Source organism: Clostridiales bacterium, assembly GCA_030016385.1.
In the GTDB taxonomy this organism is placed as follows: Bacteria; Bacillota; Clostridia; order Clostridiales; family Oxobacteraceae; genus JASEJN01.
In genome coordinates, this window is record JASEJN010000015.1 from 25,308 (window position 1) to 44,907 (window position 19,600).

Here is a 19,600-nt window from a genome sequence, read left to right on the forward strand (position 1 = left end):
AAAACTTTGATCTTTCGGAAGGTTCCTATGTATTTTCTCAATCAATAAATAGCTTATCGAGTCCCTGAGTTTTGGTTTTCGCCATGATTATCATCTCTATGCCTGTATATTTGTATATTATTTCAAAATATCCTTCAAATAGAATAACATTGTTAAATCGTCACTCATATTACGCCATTTCTGCTCGATCACTTGACGGGGACAGTCAATTTAATCTTTTGGACAAGCTAAAATTGTCTGCCATTTACAATCTATTATTAACCGTCCCCAATTTTACAGGTCTGCATCCTCAATAAATGCATTAAAATTATCTATTTCTTTGAATTTCACATCTTGCTTCAGCGCTTCAAAATGCTTGCGCCCGCATTGTATTTTATCTCTTTCAACAGGCCTCAGTGCCTCGGTGAATATATTCGCCTTGGTTTCTATTACAAAGTAAAGCTTATCTTGTCCGTCCTTTTCAATCAATATCGCCCAATCAGGATTATAAGAGCCGATAGGAGTCGGTATCTTAAACCAATCCGGCAGTTTTACGTATAATTTTATGCTTTTATTATTTTCAAAGCTTTCAGCAAAACTTTCCTCATTTTCCGAATCATAAACTACATATTGATATACCGACTTTTTGCTTTCTATCATATTCTTATAAAGATATCCTGTGAGTTCCTCATTTTCAAAAAGCTCCTGGGCATAATAATCACTATCGCCTATCCTGGTGTATTTTATTCCATCCACTATCATAGACCTCAACTGTTCGGAAATAATGCGGCCTGTCTCTTCCATATACCTTTGGGGATTCTTTTTGAAAAGATACAGGGTCTTGCTTTTTATAAGTATTTCCACAATTGTCCTTCTTGTCAGATCTGTCTTATTTTGCAAAAAAGCAATTATGTCCGGAAGGTTTTCTTTTATATTGACCGCTTCAACAGTGGTCCTATCCGTTTCCTTTGTATCTACTCCGCCCGTGTCAATATTTAAATCTGCTTTTGTATATACGAGCTTTGCCGAACTTACCTTCAAGTTTAACTGCATTTCCCTGCAGCATTTCCTGACCAGCTTTTCGCTGTCAAAATTCACAGAATAAACGGTCTTATACTTGATTTTATCCCAGAGTTCCTTAAATTCAGGGCTTAGAAAAATTTGTTTATTCAATTTTATATTTCTTTTATCATCTCTATTTTTAATATTAATCTTACTGCATGCCTTTTCACATGTTGCAGCAATCAATCCCTTCACTTCCTCAAATTCTTTTGGAACTTCAAGTATATTATTCTTAAGAGCAGCTTTTAACTTTTCCTGAACTTTTCCATCTTCATCTATGTAACCGTATTGTTCAAAGCATTCATAAATTTTATCCGAGGCAGCCTGTCCAAGATATGAATAGCTTCCATCCTCTTTTTTTACAGATATATTGGCAAAAGAATATTTTTCAATCATTCCAAATTTGATTCCCTCGTCATCTTCGTATTCCTTCTGAAGATTTTCCGCAAAGCTTTCATAACTCTCATTTGCCATGACCGTAAGCGTATTTATATCTGATCCATACTGGCGTTCACCATTTTGGTTCACGCAAAGCCTTAAGCCCCTGCCTATTTCCTGGCGCTTTTTTACTTCGCTGTGAGTTTCATTCAATGTACATATTTGAAAGACATTAGGATTGTCCCAACCTTCTCTAAGTGCAGAATGGGAAAAAATAAAACGCAGCTTGGAATTAAAGCTTAAAAGCCTCTCCTTATCTTTCATTATCAAGCTGTATACATCATCATCGGCAGCAGTATTACCGCTCGTATCCTTCAATATTCCTTTTTTGTCCACAGCAAAATAACCGTTATGTACGCCCTCAGCAGGCGAATCTATATCTATGTCGTGGAAAAGCGTATTGTATTTAGGACGCCTGATTAACTCATTATAATTTTTTTCAAACATCCGAGCATATATCCCTTTATGCGGATTGCCATCCTTGTCATAATAACGGTAGTTTGCCACCCTGTCTATAAAAAACAGGCTGAGGACTTTTATACCTTTTTTATTGAGAACAAGCTCCTTGTCTAAATGCTCCTCAATAGTTTTTTTTATTTGCTGATTCTTGATTTCCAGATCATCGATATCTCCAATGGCCTTCCCAATCCTGAGTATATCCGGCTTGCTGGTAAAGCTCACATATTCATTATCCTTTTCACAATAAATCTCATTTATTATATAGCCTTCATAAATGTCTCTTCCCCCGGACTTTTCATACAGGTCATCCCCGCTTTTAACCGTGACGGATTTTCTCTGCACCCTGCCTTTTTTATCATACTTATCGATCTGTATCTTAGCTGTAATAGGCATCTTTTTATTGTTTACGGATATCAATTTCATATAAGCATTATTATGATAATCCTTCGATTCAAAACCCGCCACCTCTATCTGTTTTACAAGGCCCATCTGATAACTGTCTACAGCATCAAGCTTATACACCAAATTATGCTTTTCCACAAGGGTTGCAGAATACCTTACGATGCACAATGGATTCAATGATTTTATAGCTTCCTTGGACTTTAAAGTGGTATCCACAGACTGAGGCTCATCTATTATTACAAAGGGATGAGTTTCCTCTATGAGCTCAATCGGCTTCATGCCGTTAAGCTTGTCATTGGGCCTGTGGATTATATTTGCCTTGCTTTCTTTTGTAATATCATCAAAACTGCGCCTGAATGCATCAATATTTATTATCATGATTTCGATATTATCGCTCACTGCAAAATTCCTGACCTGCTCAAGTTTGCTGCTGTCATAAATAAAATAATCATATATCGTGTTATTATATAGGTTCTTAAAATGTTCGCCTGTAATTTGGAAAGACTTGAAAACCCCTTCTTTTATGGCGATGCTTGGCACGACGATTATAAACTTTGAAAAGCCATATGCCTTGTGAAGTTCAAATATGGTCCGGGTATAAACATAAGTCTTGCCTGTTCCTGTTTCCATTTCCACATCAAAATCATATTGGTTCGGTTTCAGGACTTTAGTCTGTTCAAGTCCGTTTCTAAGCTGAACTTCCTGTAGATTTTTCAGTATTTCTTCCTCGTCAAGTTCCAGTTTGTTGCCTACGCCATGTTCACTGTCAAAAAGGCCTACCTGACCGTTGTAAGCCGATACGGTAAAGTTCGACTGCATTGGAGTCTGGCCTTTAAAAATATCAACGATAGAGAAGACAGCATCCTCCTGATATTTTAAGTTGGCATCAAATTTTAATTTCAATCTCCGTTCCCCCTATAGAGTAATAAATGAATCTTCATCAAGGCCGCCGGATTTTAATATTTCCTTTATATTTGTCTTGCTGCTGTCGTCTTTGAATCCGTTGTCTTTAAATACGACTCTCCAGATTTCAGGTTTTAACTCGTCCTTGAGTTTAACCATGCCTTTTGCTGCAGCCGTGGTGATATCATCGTCAAGACATATCATAAGCGCGCCGTATCCTATAGAATATACTTTTTGATTGTCAAAATTATATTCATCGATTTTATATGTCAAATCAAGCCCACACTTCAACATGATTTCATAAACCACATCAAGTTCAGTGCGCTCTTCCACATAATTGTCTATGTAATCAGTAAGGCTTATTTCCAGATTATCATAATCAGGCTGCCATTTTTTAATATTGGAGCTGTCAAGTTTAAACACCTTAAATCCTATATCAAGATTTTGTGCTGTCAGGCCTGCCTCCTTTTTTATTTTCTCCCCTGCCCTGCGGATGCGTTCTTTGCCTATCTCACATATATTTTTATAACCTGCCTTGTAGGCTTCGCTTTTTTCGTCACAAGGCTCTGGAAGCTGCACCATTATAAACTTACGATTGCCGCCATCCTCGGCATTTAATTGCATAACAGCGTGAGCAGTGGTAGAGGAGCCGGAAAAGAAATCGAGAATAATTGCATCTTTACTTATATTTGTTGAAATACTTATTAAAAACTTAATGAGTGAAACAGGTTTAGGAAAATTAAAAATTTTATTATTAAAAACAACTTCTAAATCTTTAGTTCCATCTTGATTAAATCCTATTGTATCTGGGAATTTAGTACTAACGACTGTATACCCAAACAAATCTCCTGATTTCTTTTCGTCATCCTCCTTAAAATACCGCAATACAGGCTTAGATATATTGAGAAAATCATAATCATCAGGGAAAACAATCCTATTTTGATTATAATAATCTTTAAAAGTATCCTTAGTGATTCTCCAAACAGCGTTAGGATTTGCCCTATAAACTTTTCCTGTTTTAGGGTCTACCATATCAAAAAAACTATTCGGCCGTTCACTTGCTTTTTTTTGTTGACTCATATCATGAATTCTCCATGGTCTGTTAGGAAAGTCCGGAGATACATAATATTTTCTTTCATTTCCTACTATGCAAGCGATGAAAGAATTTGTCTTTGCATAACAAAGAACCCATTCATAATCCTGAGATACTCCAAATGGTACATCTGACTTTGCTGTTCTCTTTCTCCATGGAAAAGTTGCGACAAAATTATCCTCACCAAATATCTGATTGCATACCCTTTTAAGGTTGTCTTGTTCATTATCATCTATACTCACAAATATAACTCCATCATCACTAATCAAATTCCTTGCCAACCTCAATCTCGGGTACATCATATTCAGCCAATCCGTATGATACCGTCCTTTAGATTCACTATTAGTGCTTATAGAATTGCCCTCACCATCTATCTGTCCTGTTATTTTCTTATAGTTTTCAATATTATCTTTATAATTATCAGGATATATAAAATCATTCCCCGTGTTATACGGGGGATCAATGTAAATCATTTTAATCTTCCTATGATAGCTTTTTTGCAAAAGCTTCAATACTTCAAGGTTGTCCCCTTCTATGTAAAGATTCTGCGTCTTATCCCAATCCTTGCTCTCCTCTTTGCACGGACGAAGCGTTCCCGTTGAAGGCGTCTGCGCCAGACGAAGTGTCCTTCCCTTTCCATTCCATGTAAAGTTATACCTTTCATTATCATCGTCCACATATTCCCCCAGATCCTGTTTGAGCTTTTCAAAATCGATTTTCCCTTCTTCAAACACATCAGGGAATATAGCTTTTATTCTTTCTATATTTTCTTCTGCCATGTCAGGAGTTTTCCCATCCAGTTTATGCTCATTCATTTGATGCTGCCTCCTTAATAAGTCTGTTCTTGGCCTCTTCCAATCGTTTTATTTTTATATTCAATTCCATTTTATGGTTAAACTGGTCTTCTTTTTTAATGGAAGCTCTTAATGTGTCAATTTGAGTTTCTATGCAATTCATCTCGTTTAAAAACTCTCTTGCCTTATCAGCGGACAGGTTTGTTGATTTACATAACATGCACTCTGCGTTATAAATGCATATCGCATCCACAATATCGCTGTAAAGAGCATAATAGTTTGTAAACCTCATTTTCATTGTTTCCAAACATTAAATTATCGAATTCACTGTCATCCATATCCATATCATTTATATTCATTTCAGGATCATATGTAAATCGGCCCTCATCTATCATTTTTATAGTATCTTTTATTTTATTTGTAATTTTTTCAACAGTTAACGCAAAGGAATTGATTGAGCTTTCCAAACGTTTTAAAATTCCCACACGCATGAGCCCTACTAAACTCTGCTCCCTGTCTATCTGACTGAATACGGACTGATTTGCTCCTACTGCCACATCATATTTTTTCTCATATTCCATTCGCTTTTCAGGCAACAAATATCCTAAGGGGGAATATACGCATAAACTCAATCGTTTTATTAGTTTGTTTATTTTGCTGATGGGAGTAAATTCTCCCATAACATCGATTTCAGGATATTTATTTATTGGAGTCAGCCGCTTGGGAAATCTGCCGATTTCATCCATATTGTAATACTTTTCAATATGCTTTCTTGAACGGGCTATAGTAATAGTATCAAGAAGTTTAAAATAATCTCCATCCATCATTTCCACAAAACAATCTGTCGTACGCTCCTTTTCAGGCAGCCGGATCCATTTATTATATACTGCTTAAGCCTTTCTTAACGTATTTTCTATGCTTGAAAGCTCTGAATCTTTGAAGGCGTCATCATGCCCTTCTGTGATAAAAGCGATCTGATTTTTTATGTCATTCATCCTGTTGTTTACAGGCGTAGCTGAAAGCATTAAAACCTTTGTCTTCACACCTGATTTAATGATGTCATTCATCAAGCGCTCATACCTTGTAGTCCTCCCTTTTACAGGAGGATTGTTCCTGAAATTGTGGCTCTCATCGATAACTACAAGATCGTAATTTGATCAGTTTACTGTAGACAGATTGATTTCACCTAAGTAACCGCTTGGCCTACTTAAATCCGTATGATTAAGCACATCATAATTGAATCTGTCTTGGGCAAATATATTTCTCCTGTCATTTTGAGTATATATTGTCCAGTTATCACGGAGTTTCTTGGGCACAAGCACCAATACCCTGTCATTTCTAAGCTCATAATATTTTATAATGGCAAGTGCTGTAAAAGTTTTCCCTAAGCCTACGCTGTCTGCAATAATGCAGCCATTATATTTTTCAATCTTATCAATTGCCCCCATAACGCCGTCTTTTTGAAATTCATAAAGTTTATTCCAAATGGCTGTGTCCTTAAAACCCGTGCGTGTTTTTATAATCATATCTTCGGTAAGTTCGCCCAAATATTGAGCGAATATATTATACTTCGAAAGATCTATATCTATTGGTTTTATTTCAGGTTCACATATTTTAAAATCTTTTAGAGTCTTTCCATACTTTTCTATTATACTTTTAATTTTGCTTACTGTAATAATATTATTTCTATATGCATCATAAGCCATTTTAGGTACATTTAAAGAATGATACTTCCTTTTGTTAGGTTTTTCAAGTTCAATAACATGCTTTGACATTTCCATATCCAGCATGCTGTAATATTCAGTCATCCGTTTATCATAGCAAACAAGTTTTCCATATTCAGCATTTCCAATTATTTTTAATTCAACAGACCTCTTCAGTATTGTTTTATAAGGAATTTCATAATCCATGCTCTCTGAAATGTTATTACGGTTGCATATTATAGTCTTATTTGAATCATTTTGTTTGAGATCTATCAAATGATAAAGTTCATGCGCCGCTGCAAAAACCTGATAATTTGCATTAAAATTTGTGTTTACAAATATCTGAATCGACTCTCCCTGCTTTCTTGTAAATCCAGCAACATTTTTCGTTTTCAAAGGATATAGCAATACGAATGAATTGTACGCGTTTTCAATTATACTAAATATTTTAAGCCCAATAGGGGATTCATCACCCAATTCATGTGCCTTACGCTGATAAAAAGCCCTTTCCTCAATTTTTTTGATTTCCTGAATTGGTAACATAAAAACCTCCTATATTCTTTCCAACATGTTCTTTAGTATTACTGCTTCATTCATCATGCTAATAACCATTTGGACTTCTTTAATATCTTCATCACTTAACTTTTTTTCTCTTTTCATATACATTACAATATCTTCCTGAGGATTATCGATACCCAAAATATAATCTGCTTAGCAATACTCTAAACATAATTATCTGCAGATATTTCTATTAAGTTAATTTACTTTTTATAAACGCCTGCCTTCTTAAAATAACTCTTTTAGAAAATATAGATAAATTTTATTATTAGTCCCATTTAGTTCATTTGTTTATCCGGATTGGATTTTTTTAAAATGAGCCATACCCATATATAATTGGCTTCCAGTATGAATATTACTATTTTTAACAGTGTCAAATTATTTAATATACCCTTAAACAGTATAAACGCCAAAAGTCCGGTGATTCTGCCTGCTGCAATCGGGAACTCACGATTGATTATGTATTCGACCCTGAACTTTTCATTGTTCTGATCGCTTTTTATCACTTCAAAATACATGCTGTTCTGCACTATGCCTATCAAGGATTCAAACATTGAGCTGAGTATTATATAAAACAGAATTGTCAGGGTCGATATTTTAAACAGTAATCCTGCAACTGACAGCACCACAGCAAATGTACTAAACTGTAAAATGCCGTATCTGTTTTTTATATCAATCCTTCTTCCAATAATATATATAATTAAAATGGAAGAGATGCCTGCAAGGGACGAAAATGCTCCAATACTGAATTCACTATTTGTCTGAATATACAGCAGAAGATTTATCAGGAATGATATGATGATGGCTTTCATAGCGGTCAATCCATACGTAATGTTCATCATCATCCTTCTCTTATCTTTTCCCCGAAATAATTCCGATATTTCATATGGAGTCGCTTTATTATTGACGTGGATTTTCAAAGTCATAATTATGGACGCAGCATAAAGCAAAACAGAACATGAAAACACCACGCTATATCCTGCCTGTGATGGAATCAGCATAAGTATGATTCCTGTAATAAGAGGCGCAGTTAGTACGGAAACATTTGAAAAAATACTGTTATAACTGAATATAATAGAATACTCATCCTGCTTTGAAAAATCATACATCATCGTATGCATTCCCATAGCATATAAAGATGCGGACATGCCTTTTATTCCTCCGATTAGCCACAAATATTTTATAGAATCTGTTTTCAAATATAAGAGCAGCATATAGAAAAACACTTCAAGGATAATTCCAATCCTGTATGATAAAACCGCACTTTTACGCTTGATGATCCACCCGGCAGCAATACATACGATAGGAATAATAAACGAATAATACATGTTATACCATGCGACATCAATTATGTTATGTCTGGCTTTCCATAAATATATGTTTATAAAGATTCCAGATAAATTCATAGCAAAATAATAAATGGCGAGCGATGAAAGATAAAACTTCATATTCTTATTAAGATTAATAAAAGATTTCATAAATTTCCGTCCTATTCAATTTAAATTTTAATGCTCATTGTTTGGCTATCGAAATTACCCTATTTTCCAGCAACATGTTTGATTATACAATATGTTTATGATTTTTCATAGAGCATAATTTTTGCGGGCAAAAGAAAAAGAAGAGGCAAAGCCTCCTCCAATCATATAAATCAAACTGAACCGCCCCAAGTCACTTTTCTCTCAAAAAGTGCATGTCGCCACGAGGAAGATATGTTTCATCCATATACAACAACCTACCTCATCGCCCTTTCACAATATTCACGCAGCAGTTTTATATATGTTCTGTAATTTTCAATGGAAACATCCGGCGGCGTCTGATGATCACATGATGGGATGAATCCTCCCTGTTTCATAACCGGCAACAATCTTTCAAATTCCTCGCGCATGGCATTCTCACCAAGATGCATGACAGTTTTATCAAAACCGCCTATCATCCTAAGCTTTGGATGGTTTTTTCTAATTTCAACCACATCGATCCCGGCACGTTTTTCAAGTGGAAGGAATCCATTTACTCCAACATTTTCAAACCATGGTATCATATTTGTAATGTCACCGTCAGAGTCCACAATAACGGGAATGCCATACTCCTTTAGCCTTGGAATAATTTTATTATAGTATGGGGCTATAAACTCATCAAAAATCGATTTTGAGATCATGGGCCCATTGTTATAAGACATGTCTTCTGCAAATGTCATAAAATCAGGAATACATATCCTGCAAAATTCATCCAGCGCTCTAATATTAAACTCTGCCAAATCCTTATTCATGGAATGCATTAACTCAGGATGATCATAAAAAGCATAAAGGTGCTCTTCTATGCCCATAACATTTCTTGGATGCCAGAAGAACCCATCAAGGGTAATCCATATAAATGCCTCGCCATTTTTTTGTTTTTCCGCCCATCTTTCGGCTTCTTCTATCACATTGCCCTCAATATCATGATACATATGTTTTTTAATATCAAAATAGCTGTCCATATCCATCCTTTTAAGAATGCCCTTCCCATAAGCTGGAGGTGCAGGACATGTTCTCCCCCTGGCTGAAAGCCAAAACTGCTTATGTACATCAAGCCCGAAATATTTCATTATATCGGTCACGCTTACAACACTGTCAGGCAATCCTTCACGGCGCCAGCGCTCTATCGTCTTATCCCACCAGGTAGCCCACTCTATTACAGGAAGCCTATCCACTCCTTCAAAATTGAAAACTTTTTTGAACCTGCTTAGATTCTCCATATATATTTCTCCCTTTCATCAAATTCAGCTTCAAGCATCTCCTGCAAAACATTTATATCCATACCTCATGATTTAGGGATATCGCTCTATAGAATATTTACCATTCAGCCGCTTTTATCCATCTCACCAAATCTGATTTTGTATTCAATTTTAACTCAGGATCCTTTTCTGAATAATTGCTGCCTTTTATATTGTATAAATAAGTATAGTTTCCTTGCCAGCCTGAATAAATAGGATATCTTGTCTCATTTTTATCATTTATGATGTTGCTTTTTATAAATATTCTTTTATTTTCTAATATCGCATCTATGTTTTTCCCCTCTTTTAAGAAAGCCGCACTATAGCCGATTTGGAAGCCACTGTTGTCGCTGAATATATTGTTATAAATTTTTACATCCTCCAAATTGCCAGACAGCATGCAAAGCCCTCCCGTAATCCAAAAGTATTCCATTCCTTTTTCCGGAGTCCCATGGCCATTGTGTACTAGTATATTGTTATATATGCTTATATTTTTTCTCAAAGCGTTATCTCCCCAAGTGCCAAACAATATTCCCGTACCGTGATTATTGTATACCAGATTATTATATATTTTTATATTCTTAATCATCGGGCCGCCTTCTGCAGATAAGGCTATTCCTGCACCGTGGCAGTTTGTTACTACGTTCTCATAAAGTTCAACATCCTCAAGCACTCCAAACCAGGCATCCACATACAGTCCCTGTCTGTCTAAGTCATGCACATAGTTATGATGCACCCTGCCATGCCTGCTTACTTCTTTAACATCGATGCCTTCTTTGTCGCAATTGTATACATGATTAAAGCTTACTTCAAAATAAGAGGCCCCGGCAATGCTTATAGCTTCATGAGGCGGCTCCGGCCCTCTTTTCATTCCCTCAGGTATCATATTCCAAGTATTCGCTTTTATAACGGTATTCCCTGTAATTTGATTGTAGCAGCTGTGGGTTGCGGTACTGTCTGTATCCCATATGGATATTCCGCAGGCAAATGTGTTTTCTGTGGTACAGTTATTTACCTGAATATAGCTGGAATCTCTTATTGCAATTCCTTGACCATGAGAATTTATAACTTTTAAATTTCTTATACATATATATTTTAGATTTTCTATATGTATCGCTCCTGTACTTGCAGCAAGATATTTTTCCTCTTCTTCTTTATAAAAATTTATAGCATAAGCATCTATAACCACTTTTTCATTAAAATATGCCGAATAAGTTATAATCTCTTCTTCGGTGCCTGAGTTTTTAGGCATTATAGGCTCGGAAATATTATATACTCCCTCTCTTATGTACAAAGTATCTCCGGCCTTAAGTACAGATGCCGCATGCTTGATAGTAGCCCAGGGACTTTCAAGGCTTCCAGAGTTTAAATCGCTTCCGCTCAATGCAACATAGTATATCATTCTTATCCCTCCAATATTTTAATTTATAGACGAAAAGAAATCCCTCACAATTTTCTCGGCAGGTTTTCCTTCTACACAATAGCCTCCATCATTGCCTATTAAGCTTTTACGTCTGCCGTTCGCTGACCAGTCCCAGATTGAGTAACCGCAATGTCCATTTATGTTTTTACACTTTTCAAACATCATCTTGAAATATTCTTCCTGCTCCTTGAGATTGACCGGACGTTTTCCTATAACAGTCCAATCGTTAGGCACATTTGATGCTCCTTCTGTTGAAGGACAACCTCCCTCCGAAAAGAAGAAAGGCTTGTTGTATTTATCTATGACAGCTTGAATTCTTTTAATTTGGTTATCCCAATCGTTAATAGGGTAGTAGCCTGAAGAAGAAATAACATCCAGCGCATCCCACCAGGCAACATTATGCTCTTGATATTTATCACAGTTGTAGGTGAGAAGTCCGCTGTATTTTTCCCTTATTCTAGAGACAAGACCTCTCCATTCGCCGCTGCGGTGGTCTGTTCCTACAAGCTCGCAGCCTATTATAATCATTGCTACACCACATTCCTGGCAAAGCTTGGCATAATGAAGCATATACTTCGTATAGCTTGCAAACCAGTCGCTCCATTTAGGCTCACAGGGCACGTCCTCGTCAAAGAATCTGATATATGCTCTCCAATACCCGTCTGTTGTATTGACCATAGGCTTGACTATAACCTTCAAACCCTTTTCTTTTGAATATTTTATGAGCTCTTTCAAATCGCTGTCCTTCATCATATGAGGCCCCTGCCAGTCGATATCAGTAGAGTATGTATGCTTCTGCACCGCTCCCAAAGCAAAATTCACAGTATTTACCGCACACTTTTCCACCATAGCGTCAATTTGTCTCTTTGCTTCACTCATATCAATTTTTGCTGCATTCCAGCAGGTGAAGTTAAAGGATTTTATATACCACATGCTGTTCATATATTTTCCTCCGATAAAATGATTTCAATTTAGAAGTTCCTGAATACTCCCCCATTACAAAGCTTCACATTATTTCCGTCCGGAAGCTTTATCATGCATGGTACTCCCTTGGGCAAATCAGCATAAATATTGAATTTATCATCTTTTATATTCCATTCTACCTTAACCGGGCCTTTGGGGGTAACCACGGTCCCTTTCATGTCCCTTAGGGATAAAGTTTTTGGCTCCAATATGATTTCTTCCCAGCCTGGCGCTCCGGGTTTCACACCCAAAAGATTAGTGGTAAACTCAAAAAGAGGAAGCGCTCCCCAGGCATGGCAATCGCTTCTTGGCTGAACCGGATCCTCAGGTACTGTAGTAAGATTGAGTCCGATAAGTTTCTTCCACATATCCCAAAGCTTCTCTGTATCTTCATAAATGCCGGCTTCTTCCAAAGCTCTGAATAAGAAAAAGGACATCACATAAGAACACTGGGGAATTTCAGGCATGCTCAGTGACTTTCTAAGTATCGCCTTTGCTTTCTCTCCGCTTGCAGCCTTGCTAAGTACTGCCCAGAGCTGAGCTTGAACACTATAGCCTTCAAAACTTGGCCCTTCCTTATATAAATTATCTTTTTCACAGAAGCATAACTCGTTAACTCTGTTTATTATATCAGCAGCTCTATTTTCGTATTCATCGGCTATTCCATCTCTGCCGCATGCGCGGTTCAATCCTGCAGCGACTTTGAGAGCATAGGCATAGATGAAATTATGAGTAGTTGAAGGCCCATATTTTACAGCGTCCGGTACACCTTTGTCCCATTGTTTTACCCAATCTATGAATTCCCAGTATCCCAATTTCTCTATCAAACCGCTGCCGCCTATCTTGTCGTCATACCAGTTAAGCACGGTATCTATTATGGAACGATACTTTTTAACCACAGACTTGTCCCCCGTCTGCAGGTAGTAATCATCTACAATCATAATCCAGTAAAGAGCAAATGTTGGAATTATCTGAGGTTCCGCGCTTGGATACCTGGATTGAAGTATACCTTCCGGAATCAGCGATGATGCATAATCCTCTATAGCTTTTCTTGCAAGCCGAGTATCTCCGCTTACCATATAGCTGAACAGTATTTGTATTCTGGTATCCATAGCGTATTGAAGCTGCTCATAATATGGGCAGTCTTCATAGGTCTCATGCATGCACCTTCTCAAAGTTCTCAAGCTTATATCCCAAAGAGCATTAATCCACTCCGCAGAAGAATGCACTTCAGTTTTTACCTTAAGCGGATAACCATTTTCATAATAAACAGGCGCTTTTATGTATAATGCTTCTTCTCCCGTTTCAACTTCTATCCTTACAAACCTAAATGTTCTAAACCAAAATGGTTCATAAGTTTCTTCATTTCCTGAAGGATAATAAATATCCTGACATCCTATGAAATCATAGTTTTTATTATCATCTCTGACTCCCTTTGTTCTTCCTTTTCCCTTTACTTCTTTAGAGTAGGCTTCAGTATACTTAATGGTTATTTTACTGCCTCTTCCGCCTCCAACCTTTAAATTAAAATAGCCGGTAGTAAGCTCACCCGCATTCAGTTCTATAACATATTTGCATCGCGGCTTTAACTCAGCCTCTTCTTTTCCTAAAAGATTAAAAACATTGAATTCCTCTGATTTAACATCCATTTCGGAGACGAATGTTCTTTCTTTTTCATATAAGAGGGGAATCGGCCTTTCGGTTAAAGGCAATGCGGGAATTATGCCAAAGAGTGCCGCCCACGGGCTTCCTTCAGCAGGTTCAATTACTTTTGCACTGCTCCAGGTATTATCGGCATCGGCTTTCTCCTTCCATCCGTAAGGCAATAGGCTTCCGTCTACTGACTCCATGGATCCCATCCATGCTGTTATCGGGGAAGGCACCCAGGTTATCGCCTCATCCAAATAAACCTTCCAGTCAGATTTTCCAGTGCTGATATCACATAATTCCCTGCCATCTGCCCCTTTGCATACTCCTCCAAGAATAAACCTTATTCCTGCAGCATTGGTAACTATGGAAGTCGGCCCATTATCTGCAAAGCCTGAAGCCTCATAAGGTATATAGTCCACTACTTTTACAGCCACTACATTTGCGCCTGACTTTAAAAATTCAGAAACATCTACAGTATCATAATATTTTCTAAATCTGTCCCCCTTGCATGGCCCTGATGTAACAGCCCTTCCATTTATCCAAATCCTGTACCTGCTGTTGGCGCTTATATTGATTTTCAACTGTGCTTTTTCATTTAGAGTAAAACTATTTTTAAAATAACCTGCCTTTGTACCGATAATTCCATTGATTTTATTTCTTAATTTATACTGCTCATCCGGTATCCCTATCCAGAATGCTCCATTAAAAGCTTCCTTTAAGCTCATCAATAGCTCTCCCCCCTTAAATAAACGATGGTTAAATACGTATAAGATGATATATTTGTACGCAACCCTGTCGGCTTATACTGCGGAATCCCTATATTCCTGTGGACTCAAATTGGCCTTTTTCTTGAAAAACCTGGTAAAGTATGACGGCGTTTCAAAACCCAAGGCAAATGCTATTTCATTTATTTTTAAACTAGTATCTTTGAGCATTTCTCTGGCCTTATTGAATTTGACTTCCGCAATATATTCTGAAATGCTCTCTCCGGTTAACTGTTTATATATTCTTGAAAGATAGGAAGGATTGAAATGCAGCATCTCTGAAAACTTCGTAAGAGATAAATCTCCATCCAAATTTTCTTCAATATATTTTTTTATATGCTCTATAATCTTGCTATTATGAATTTCGTAATCTTCCTTCTTGCGCTGGAAGATCAACTCTGAAATCCGCAAAAAATATCCATACATCTCTTCCCAATCCATTTTACAATTAAAATTAAGCAACGAATCTACATCTACATTAGGCCTTAATTTTTCTTCCAAATTCAATCTATTGATGTGAGAGAGAAAAACCATCGCAACTGAATAATACACTTCTTTATATAATCCATCGGAAATTTTAGTATAGTTTCTGATCTCTTTAAACATAAGCTTTAAAAGCTCATTGAATTCTTTTTTTTGTCCACTTTCAAGATAAGTTTCCAGCAACGACACTTTTTTCAGTTTATATTTTATATAATACTCTTCTTTTGATTCCGAGCTGCTCTCCTCTTGTGGGTCTATGTGATCTATTATAAGAAGTTCGTCCTCTAGTCCTGCGGACTTATTAAGCGATTGATTCAGGGAATAAAATTTTTCAGCGACGTCATTCCAGCAGAAATAATCGCCGGAAGCTGCAAATGAGGCAGAGACTCCCAGAACTTCCTTGCATTTTTTCTGAATCGATTCCATTGTCCCCTGGACAAAGAGTCTTGTTCTATTCTGGCTTGTGTCAGCATCATCTGATATTGAATTGCCTGTATCTGTTGTCTTGGGCTGAATAATCCATAGAAGCTTCGTACGATCATATATGACTGAAATGTAATTGACCATCTGGGACAAGTATTCATCTGCAATACTTTGAATTCCATATACAGCTTTCATTTTTTCCGTTATATTTGAATTTACATCCAGGTTGTCTATCCTTGATATCATCAGCATAATCGCTTCTCCTGCTTGAAGCGGTATACTTAATTCTGAAAATTGTATTTTATCTCGCTCCGGATTCCACGTGCTTACGCCCTCAAGCAAGTCCATCAGGTACTTTTTTTGCAGTACGGGCAGCGCCTTAAACATATTTAATTTTGCCTTTTTTATAAGTTCATCTGCTTTAACCTCTTCTTCTATCTGCTTTACAGCTTTTTTCACAGCTTCTATTATGGCTTCGTCCCCTTCGGTTTTCAGTACATAATCTACGCTTCCGTTTCTTATGGCTTCCTGTATATAATCAAATTCATTGAACCCTGTGAGAAAAATGATCCTGCATTTTGGCCATTGCAGTTTAATTTCCCTTTGCAATTCCAAGCCGCTCATAATGGGCATCGATATATCACATAGAACAATATCTATTTTAATCTTTCGCATGCAATCAAGAGCTTCAATGGATGAATAAGCTCTATAAATCTCCAGCTTGATATCCCGAAGGTTAGAAAAAAGGTCATATAATCCATCTACTATTATAGGTTCATCATCAACAATTAGTAATCTATACATTCTTATCTTCTCCTCTCAAAACAATTCTCTCTGTTACCCTCAATCCGCCTGATTTTCCGCGGGAAACGTTTAGCCCCCCCTGCTGCCCGTACTTAATCTGCAGACGTCTATGTACATTTAACAAGCCTGTTGTTTCTATGGTATTGTCATTTGATAAAAGCTTTTCTTTTAAGGCCGTCAACGTTTCTTCAGACAATGTATTTCCATTGTCCTCCACAGAGATCTCAAGTATATTTCCCGCCTTATTAAAGGTTATATAAATTTTCCCATCGCTGATTACGTTTTTCAAACCGTGCTTATATGCGTTTTCAATCAGCGGTTGTAAAATAAGCCTTGGGACCATAATATTTTCAAATTCCCCTGGAAGTTCCTCAAACTCAACGTTTATACGGTTATTGAATCGTATGGCTTGTACTTCTGTATAATCCTTGGCATGGTTTATTTCCTTAATAAGTTGTACTTCATCAGTTGAACTTCTGGTAACAAATTGATAATAGTTTCCTAAATGATGTGTGAGCTTTATTACCCCTTCTTCATCCTCCATCTTGGCCATTCTATTTATCAGGAAAAAACAGTTATATAGGAAATGAGGATTAATCTGATATTGCAGTTGTTTAAGTTCGGCATTTTTGGCATGTATTTTTTCAACAAACACTTCCTGAACCAACGTATTCAATTTCGTAACCATCTCATTAAAACGTTTGTATAAATAGCTGAACTCATCATTGCTATTATAATCTACAGATATTTGAAATTTGCCCTTTTCAACATCTTTAAACGCTGAGACAAGCTTGCTTATAGGTCTTACAATTTTCCCCCTCATCCAAGAAGAGAAAAGTGTAACGGCTATTAATGTCAATAATGATATCAGCCACAGCCATTTGCTGTATACGCGCAATGAATTGAAAAATTTTTCTTCGGGCTCATAAATTATCAAAGTAGACCTTAAAGTCAAAGATTTCTTTTTATTTATTATAAAATTAGTATTATCTATATTAAGCTTATCCAATTGTAATCCATTCCCAATTTTATTTTGTTTGGCAACATACTTATAAAATTCCGGAAACATTTTTTCATTTTGTTTATCAGCGATGCTTAATCCATTGGAATCACCAAGCAAAACCACTCCGCCTTTTTCCTGATTAAAAAAAGCCTGAATCCCTTTTTTTAGTTCATCTTTTGATATTTTAATGCTTATTATGAACTTTGGATCTATTTTCTCGCTCTCCTCATTTGTCAGAAAATATGGAGAAACTACAATATATATATCGCCGTCAATATAACCAAATGGGTATGAATAGCTTCGTACAACCTTTTTAAGCTTATCGGTTTCATCGCTTCTGTAGTCTTCTACAGAATCTGATGTTACCGCCTTGCCTTGAGACATAATATAAACCTTGGCTTCCATTACATATTTGCTTATATCTTGAATATCCTTCAGTTTGTCCTGTATGGCATAATAAGAGCTAAAGTCATCATAGGCGGAAGGCAGTCCCTTAATTCTACTTAGCTTAACTATATCTCTATCATTAATTAACTTGTTTTCAAGCTTCTCTATATTATAAAATTCATTCTCTAATGAGTTCATATATATATCTATCTTTGAATTAGAAGATTCAATTATTTCTTTTCTTATCTCGTTTTTCCCAATTGTGATTATGTCCACAGACACCATGTAAATTGGAATTATTGCCGCAAGAAAAGCTATAAATATTTTTTCAAATAGTGGAATCGTTTCAATTTTCAGGTTTTTTATCATAAAAGACCCCACCCTTTAAAACTTATTATAAACAATTATACACTTAGTTTTGCAGTTCATATAAAACAGCAATATCGCTGAAGCTGTTCACCTTGGCGATGTTTCAGGCATTTTAAAACTTATGGCGCAATAGATAAGATAATCGTACCCATAACTAACTGAATTCGTTTATTCGTATCTAATATTAGTATAAACTATAACATGTTACAACATATTTCACATGTGTTTTGTCAGGCACAGAAAATTCAAGCATATACTAGCGGTTTATACTTGAATTTTATTTCTCAACCTTTAACACTTCCAAGAACAATACCCTTTGTAAAATATTTTTGCAGGAACGGATATACCAATAATATTGGAAAAGCCCCTACAAAAACCTGAGCACTAGTCAAAGTCTTATTATTTACCTTGCTAATCTCATTCATTATGTTCTGTGGAATTCCAGTTATCTTAGTCATGTCCATACTTAACAGAGAATATAAATATGTCTGAAGCGGATAACCTTTTGGAGACCCTATATATATGAATGCACTGAACCAATCATTCCAATGCCCTACCATACAAAATAAAGCTATCGTTGCAATAACCGGCTTGGACAGCGGCACCACGATTTTCCATAGTATTGTCCACTGTCCGGCCCCGTCGATAAACGCAGCTTCTTCAAGCGCCTTTGGAAGCTGTCTGAAAAAGTTAAGCATCAATATAACATTCCATGCATTTACGGCTCCTGGAATAATCATAGCCCATATGGTGTTTAGAAGGTGTGTCCAGCTTACAACTAAATAACCTGGGATTAAGCCTCCTCCAAACAGCATGGTAATAAAAATATACCAGGTGTATATATTACGGCCTTTAAACACCCTTGAATCCTTCGATAAAGGATACGAAGTCAGGATGCACAATATAACATTAATTGTAGAACCAAGCACAACTCTTTTAACTGATACCCACATTGCACGCCAAAAAGCTGAATTTGATACAACAAATTTATAAGAGTATAAGTTGAATCCTATAGGCCAAAGCTTTACTTCACCGGCAGACACGGCAAGAGACGAACTAAAGGAAGTTGCTAATACATTTATCATTGGAACCAAGCAAATAAATGCTAAAAATCCCATAAAAATATTGTTGATTATTCTAAAAGTTACATAAGTCTTCGATTCAGGGATCCTATTTTTTGCCTTCACT

The 19,600-nt window shown here is 36.4% G+C and carries 15 protein-coding genes; all 15 read right to left on the reverse strand.

Annotated elements, in window-relative coordinates; all coding sequences use genetic code 11:
* Nucleotides 1-273 precede the first annotated feature (273 nt).
* A complete protein-coding gene (locus QME45_05415) occupies nucleotides 274-3,243 on the reverse strand; it encodes a DEAD/DEAH box helicase family protein (protein MDI6618101.1) in 2,970 nt (989 codons plus the stop codon).
* A 12-nt stretch (nucleotides 3,244-3,255) separates the two neighbouring features.
* Entirely contained in the window at nucleotides 3,256-5,151 is a 1,896-nt protein-coding gene (locus QME45_05420) for a site-specific DNA-methyltransferase (protein MDI6618102.1), read from the reverse strand.
* Complete coding sequence (locus QME45_05425; GenBank protein MDI6618103.1) at nucleotides 5,144-5,422, reverse strand: DUF4391 domain-containing protein; 279 nt, start codon at nucleotides 5,420-5,422, stop codon at nucleotides 5,144-5,146. The genes QME45_05420 and QME45_05425 overlap by 8 nt, the downstream gene beginning before the upstream one ends.
* Nucleotides 5,361-5,963, reverse strand: a complete 603-nt coding sequence (locus QME45_05430; GenBank protein ID MDI6618104.1) for a hypothetical protein — start codon at nucleotides 5,961-5,963, stop codon at nucleotides 5,361-5,363. The genes QME45_05425 and QME45_05430 overlap by 62 nt, the downstream gene beginning before the upstream one ends.
* A 57-nt stretch (nucleotides 5,964-6,020) precedes the next feature.
* Nucleotides 6,021-6,197, reverse strand: a complete 177-nt coding sequence (locus QME45_05435) for a hypothetical protein (GenBank protein MDI6618105.1) — start codon at nucleotides 6,195-6,197, stop codon at nucleotides 6,021-6,023.
* 90 nt (nucleotides 6,198-6,287) lie between these two features.
* Nucleotides 6,288-7,376: an SNF2-related protein gene (locus tag QME45_05440; GenBank protein MDI6618106.1), complete on the reverse strand. Its 1,089-nt coding sequence runs from the start codon at nucleotides 7,374-7,376 to the stop codon at nucleotides 6,288-6,290.
* A 9-nt stretch (nucleotides 7,377-7,385) separates the two neighbouring features.
* The gene (locus tag QME45_05445; GenBank protein MDI6618107.1) at nucleotides 7,386-7,532 is read right to left on the reverse strand and encodes a hypothetical protein; all 147 of its coding nucleotides are present in this window, start codon (nucleotides 7,530-7,532) and stop codon (nucleotides 7,386-7,388) included.
* A 137-nt stretch (nucleotides 7,533-7,669) separates the two neighbouring features.
* A complete protein-coding gene (locus tag QME45_05450; protein ID MDI6618108.1) occupies nucleotides 7,670-8,869 on the reverse strand; it encodes an MFS transporter in 1,200 nt (399 codons plus the stop codon).
* 254 nt (nucleotides 8,870-9,123) lie between these two features.
* The gene (locus QME45_05455) at nucleotides 9,124-10,125 is read right to left on the reverse strand and encodes a uroporphyrinogen decarboxylase family protein (GenBank protein MDI6618109.1); all 1,002 of its coding nucleotides are present in this window, start codon (nucleotides 10,123-10,125) and stop codon (nucleotides 9,124-9,126) included.
* A 97-nt stretch (nucleotides 10,126-10,222) separates the two neighbouring features.
* Nucleotides 10,223-11,545, reverse strand: a complete 1,323-nt coding sequence (locus QME45_05460) for a right-handed parallel beta-helix repeat-containing protein (GenBank protein ID MDI6618110.1) — start codon at nucleotides 11,543-11,545, stop codon at nucleotides 10,223-10,225.
* Nucleotides 11,546-11,563: 18 nt separating this feature from the next.
* The gene (locus QME45_05465) at nucleotides 11,564-12,508 is read right to left on the reverse strand and encodes a 1,4-beta-xylanase (GenBank protein ID MDI6618111.1); all 945 of its coding nucleotides are present in this window, start codon (nucleotides 12,506-12,508) and stop codon (nucleotides 11,564-11,566) included.
* Nucleotides 12,509-12,537: 29 nt separating this feature from the next.
* On the reverse strand, nucleotides 12,538-14,904 hold the full coding sequence (locus QME45_05470) for a family 78 glycoside hydrolase catalytic domain (GenBank protein MDI6618112.1): 2,367 nt from the start codon (nucleotides 14,902-14,904) through the stop codon (nucleotides 12,538-12,540).
* A gap of 75 nt (nucleotides 14,905-14,979) precedes the next feature.
* The gene (locus QME45_05475; GenBank protein ID MDI6618113.1) at nucleotides 14,980-16,653 is read right to left on the reverse strand and encodes a response regulator; all 1,674 of its coding nucleotides are present in this window, start codon (nucleotides 16,651-16,653) and stop codon (nucleotides 14,980-14,982) included.
* Nucleotides 16,646-18,412, reverse strand: coding sequence for a histidine kinase (locus QME45_05480; protein ID MDI6618114.1), 1,767 nt, complete (start codon nucleotides 18,410-18,412; stop codon nucleotides 16,646-16,648). The genes QME45_05475 and QME45_05480 overlap by 8 nt, the downstream gene beginning before the upstream one ends.
* Before the next feature lie 284 nt (nucleotides 18,413-18,696).
* Entirely contained in the window at nucleotides 18,697-19,599 is a 903-nt protein-coding gene (locus tag QME45_05485) for a carbohydrate ABC transporter permease (protein ID MDI6618115.1), read from the reverse strand.
* Nucleotide 19,600: the final 1 nt, after the last annotated feature.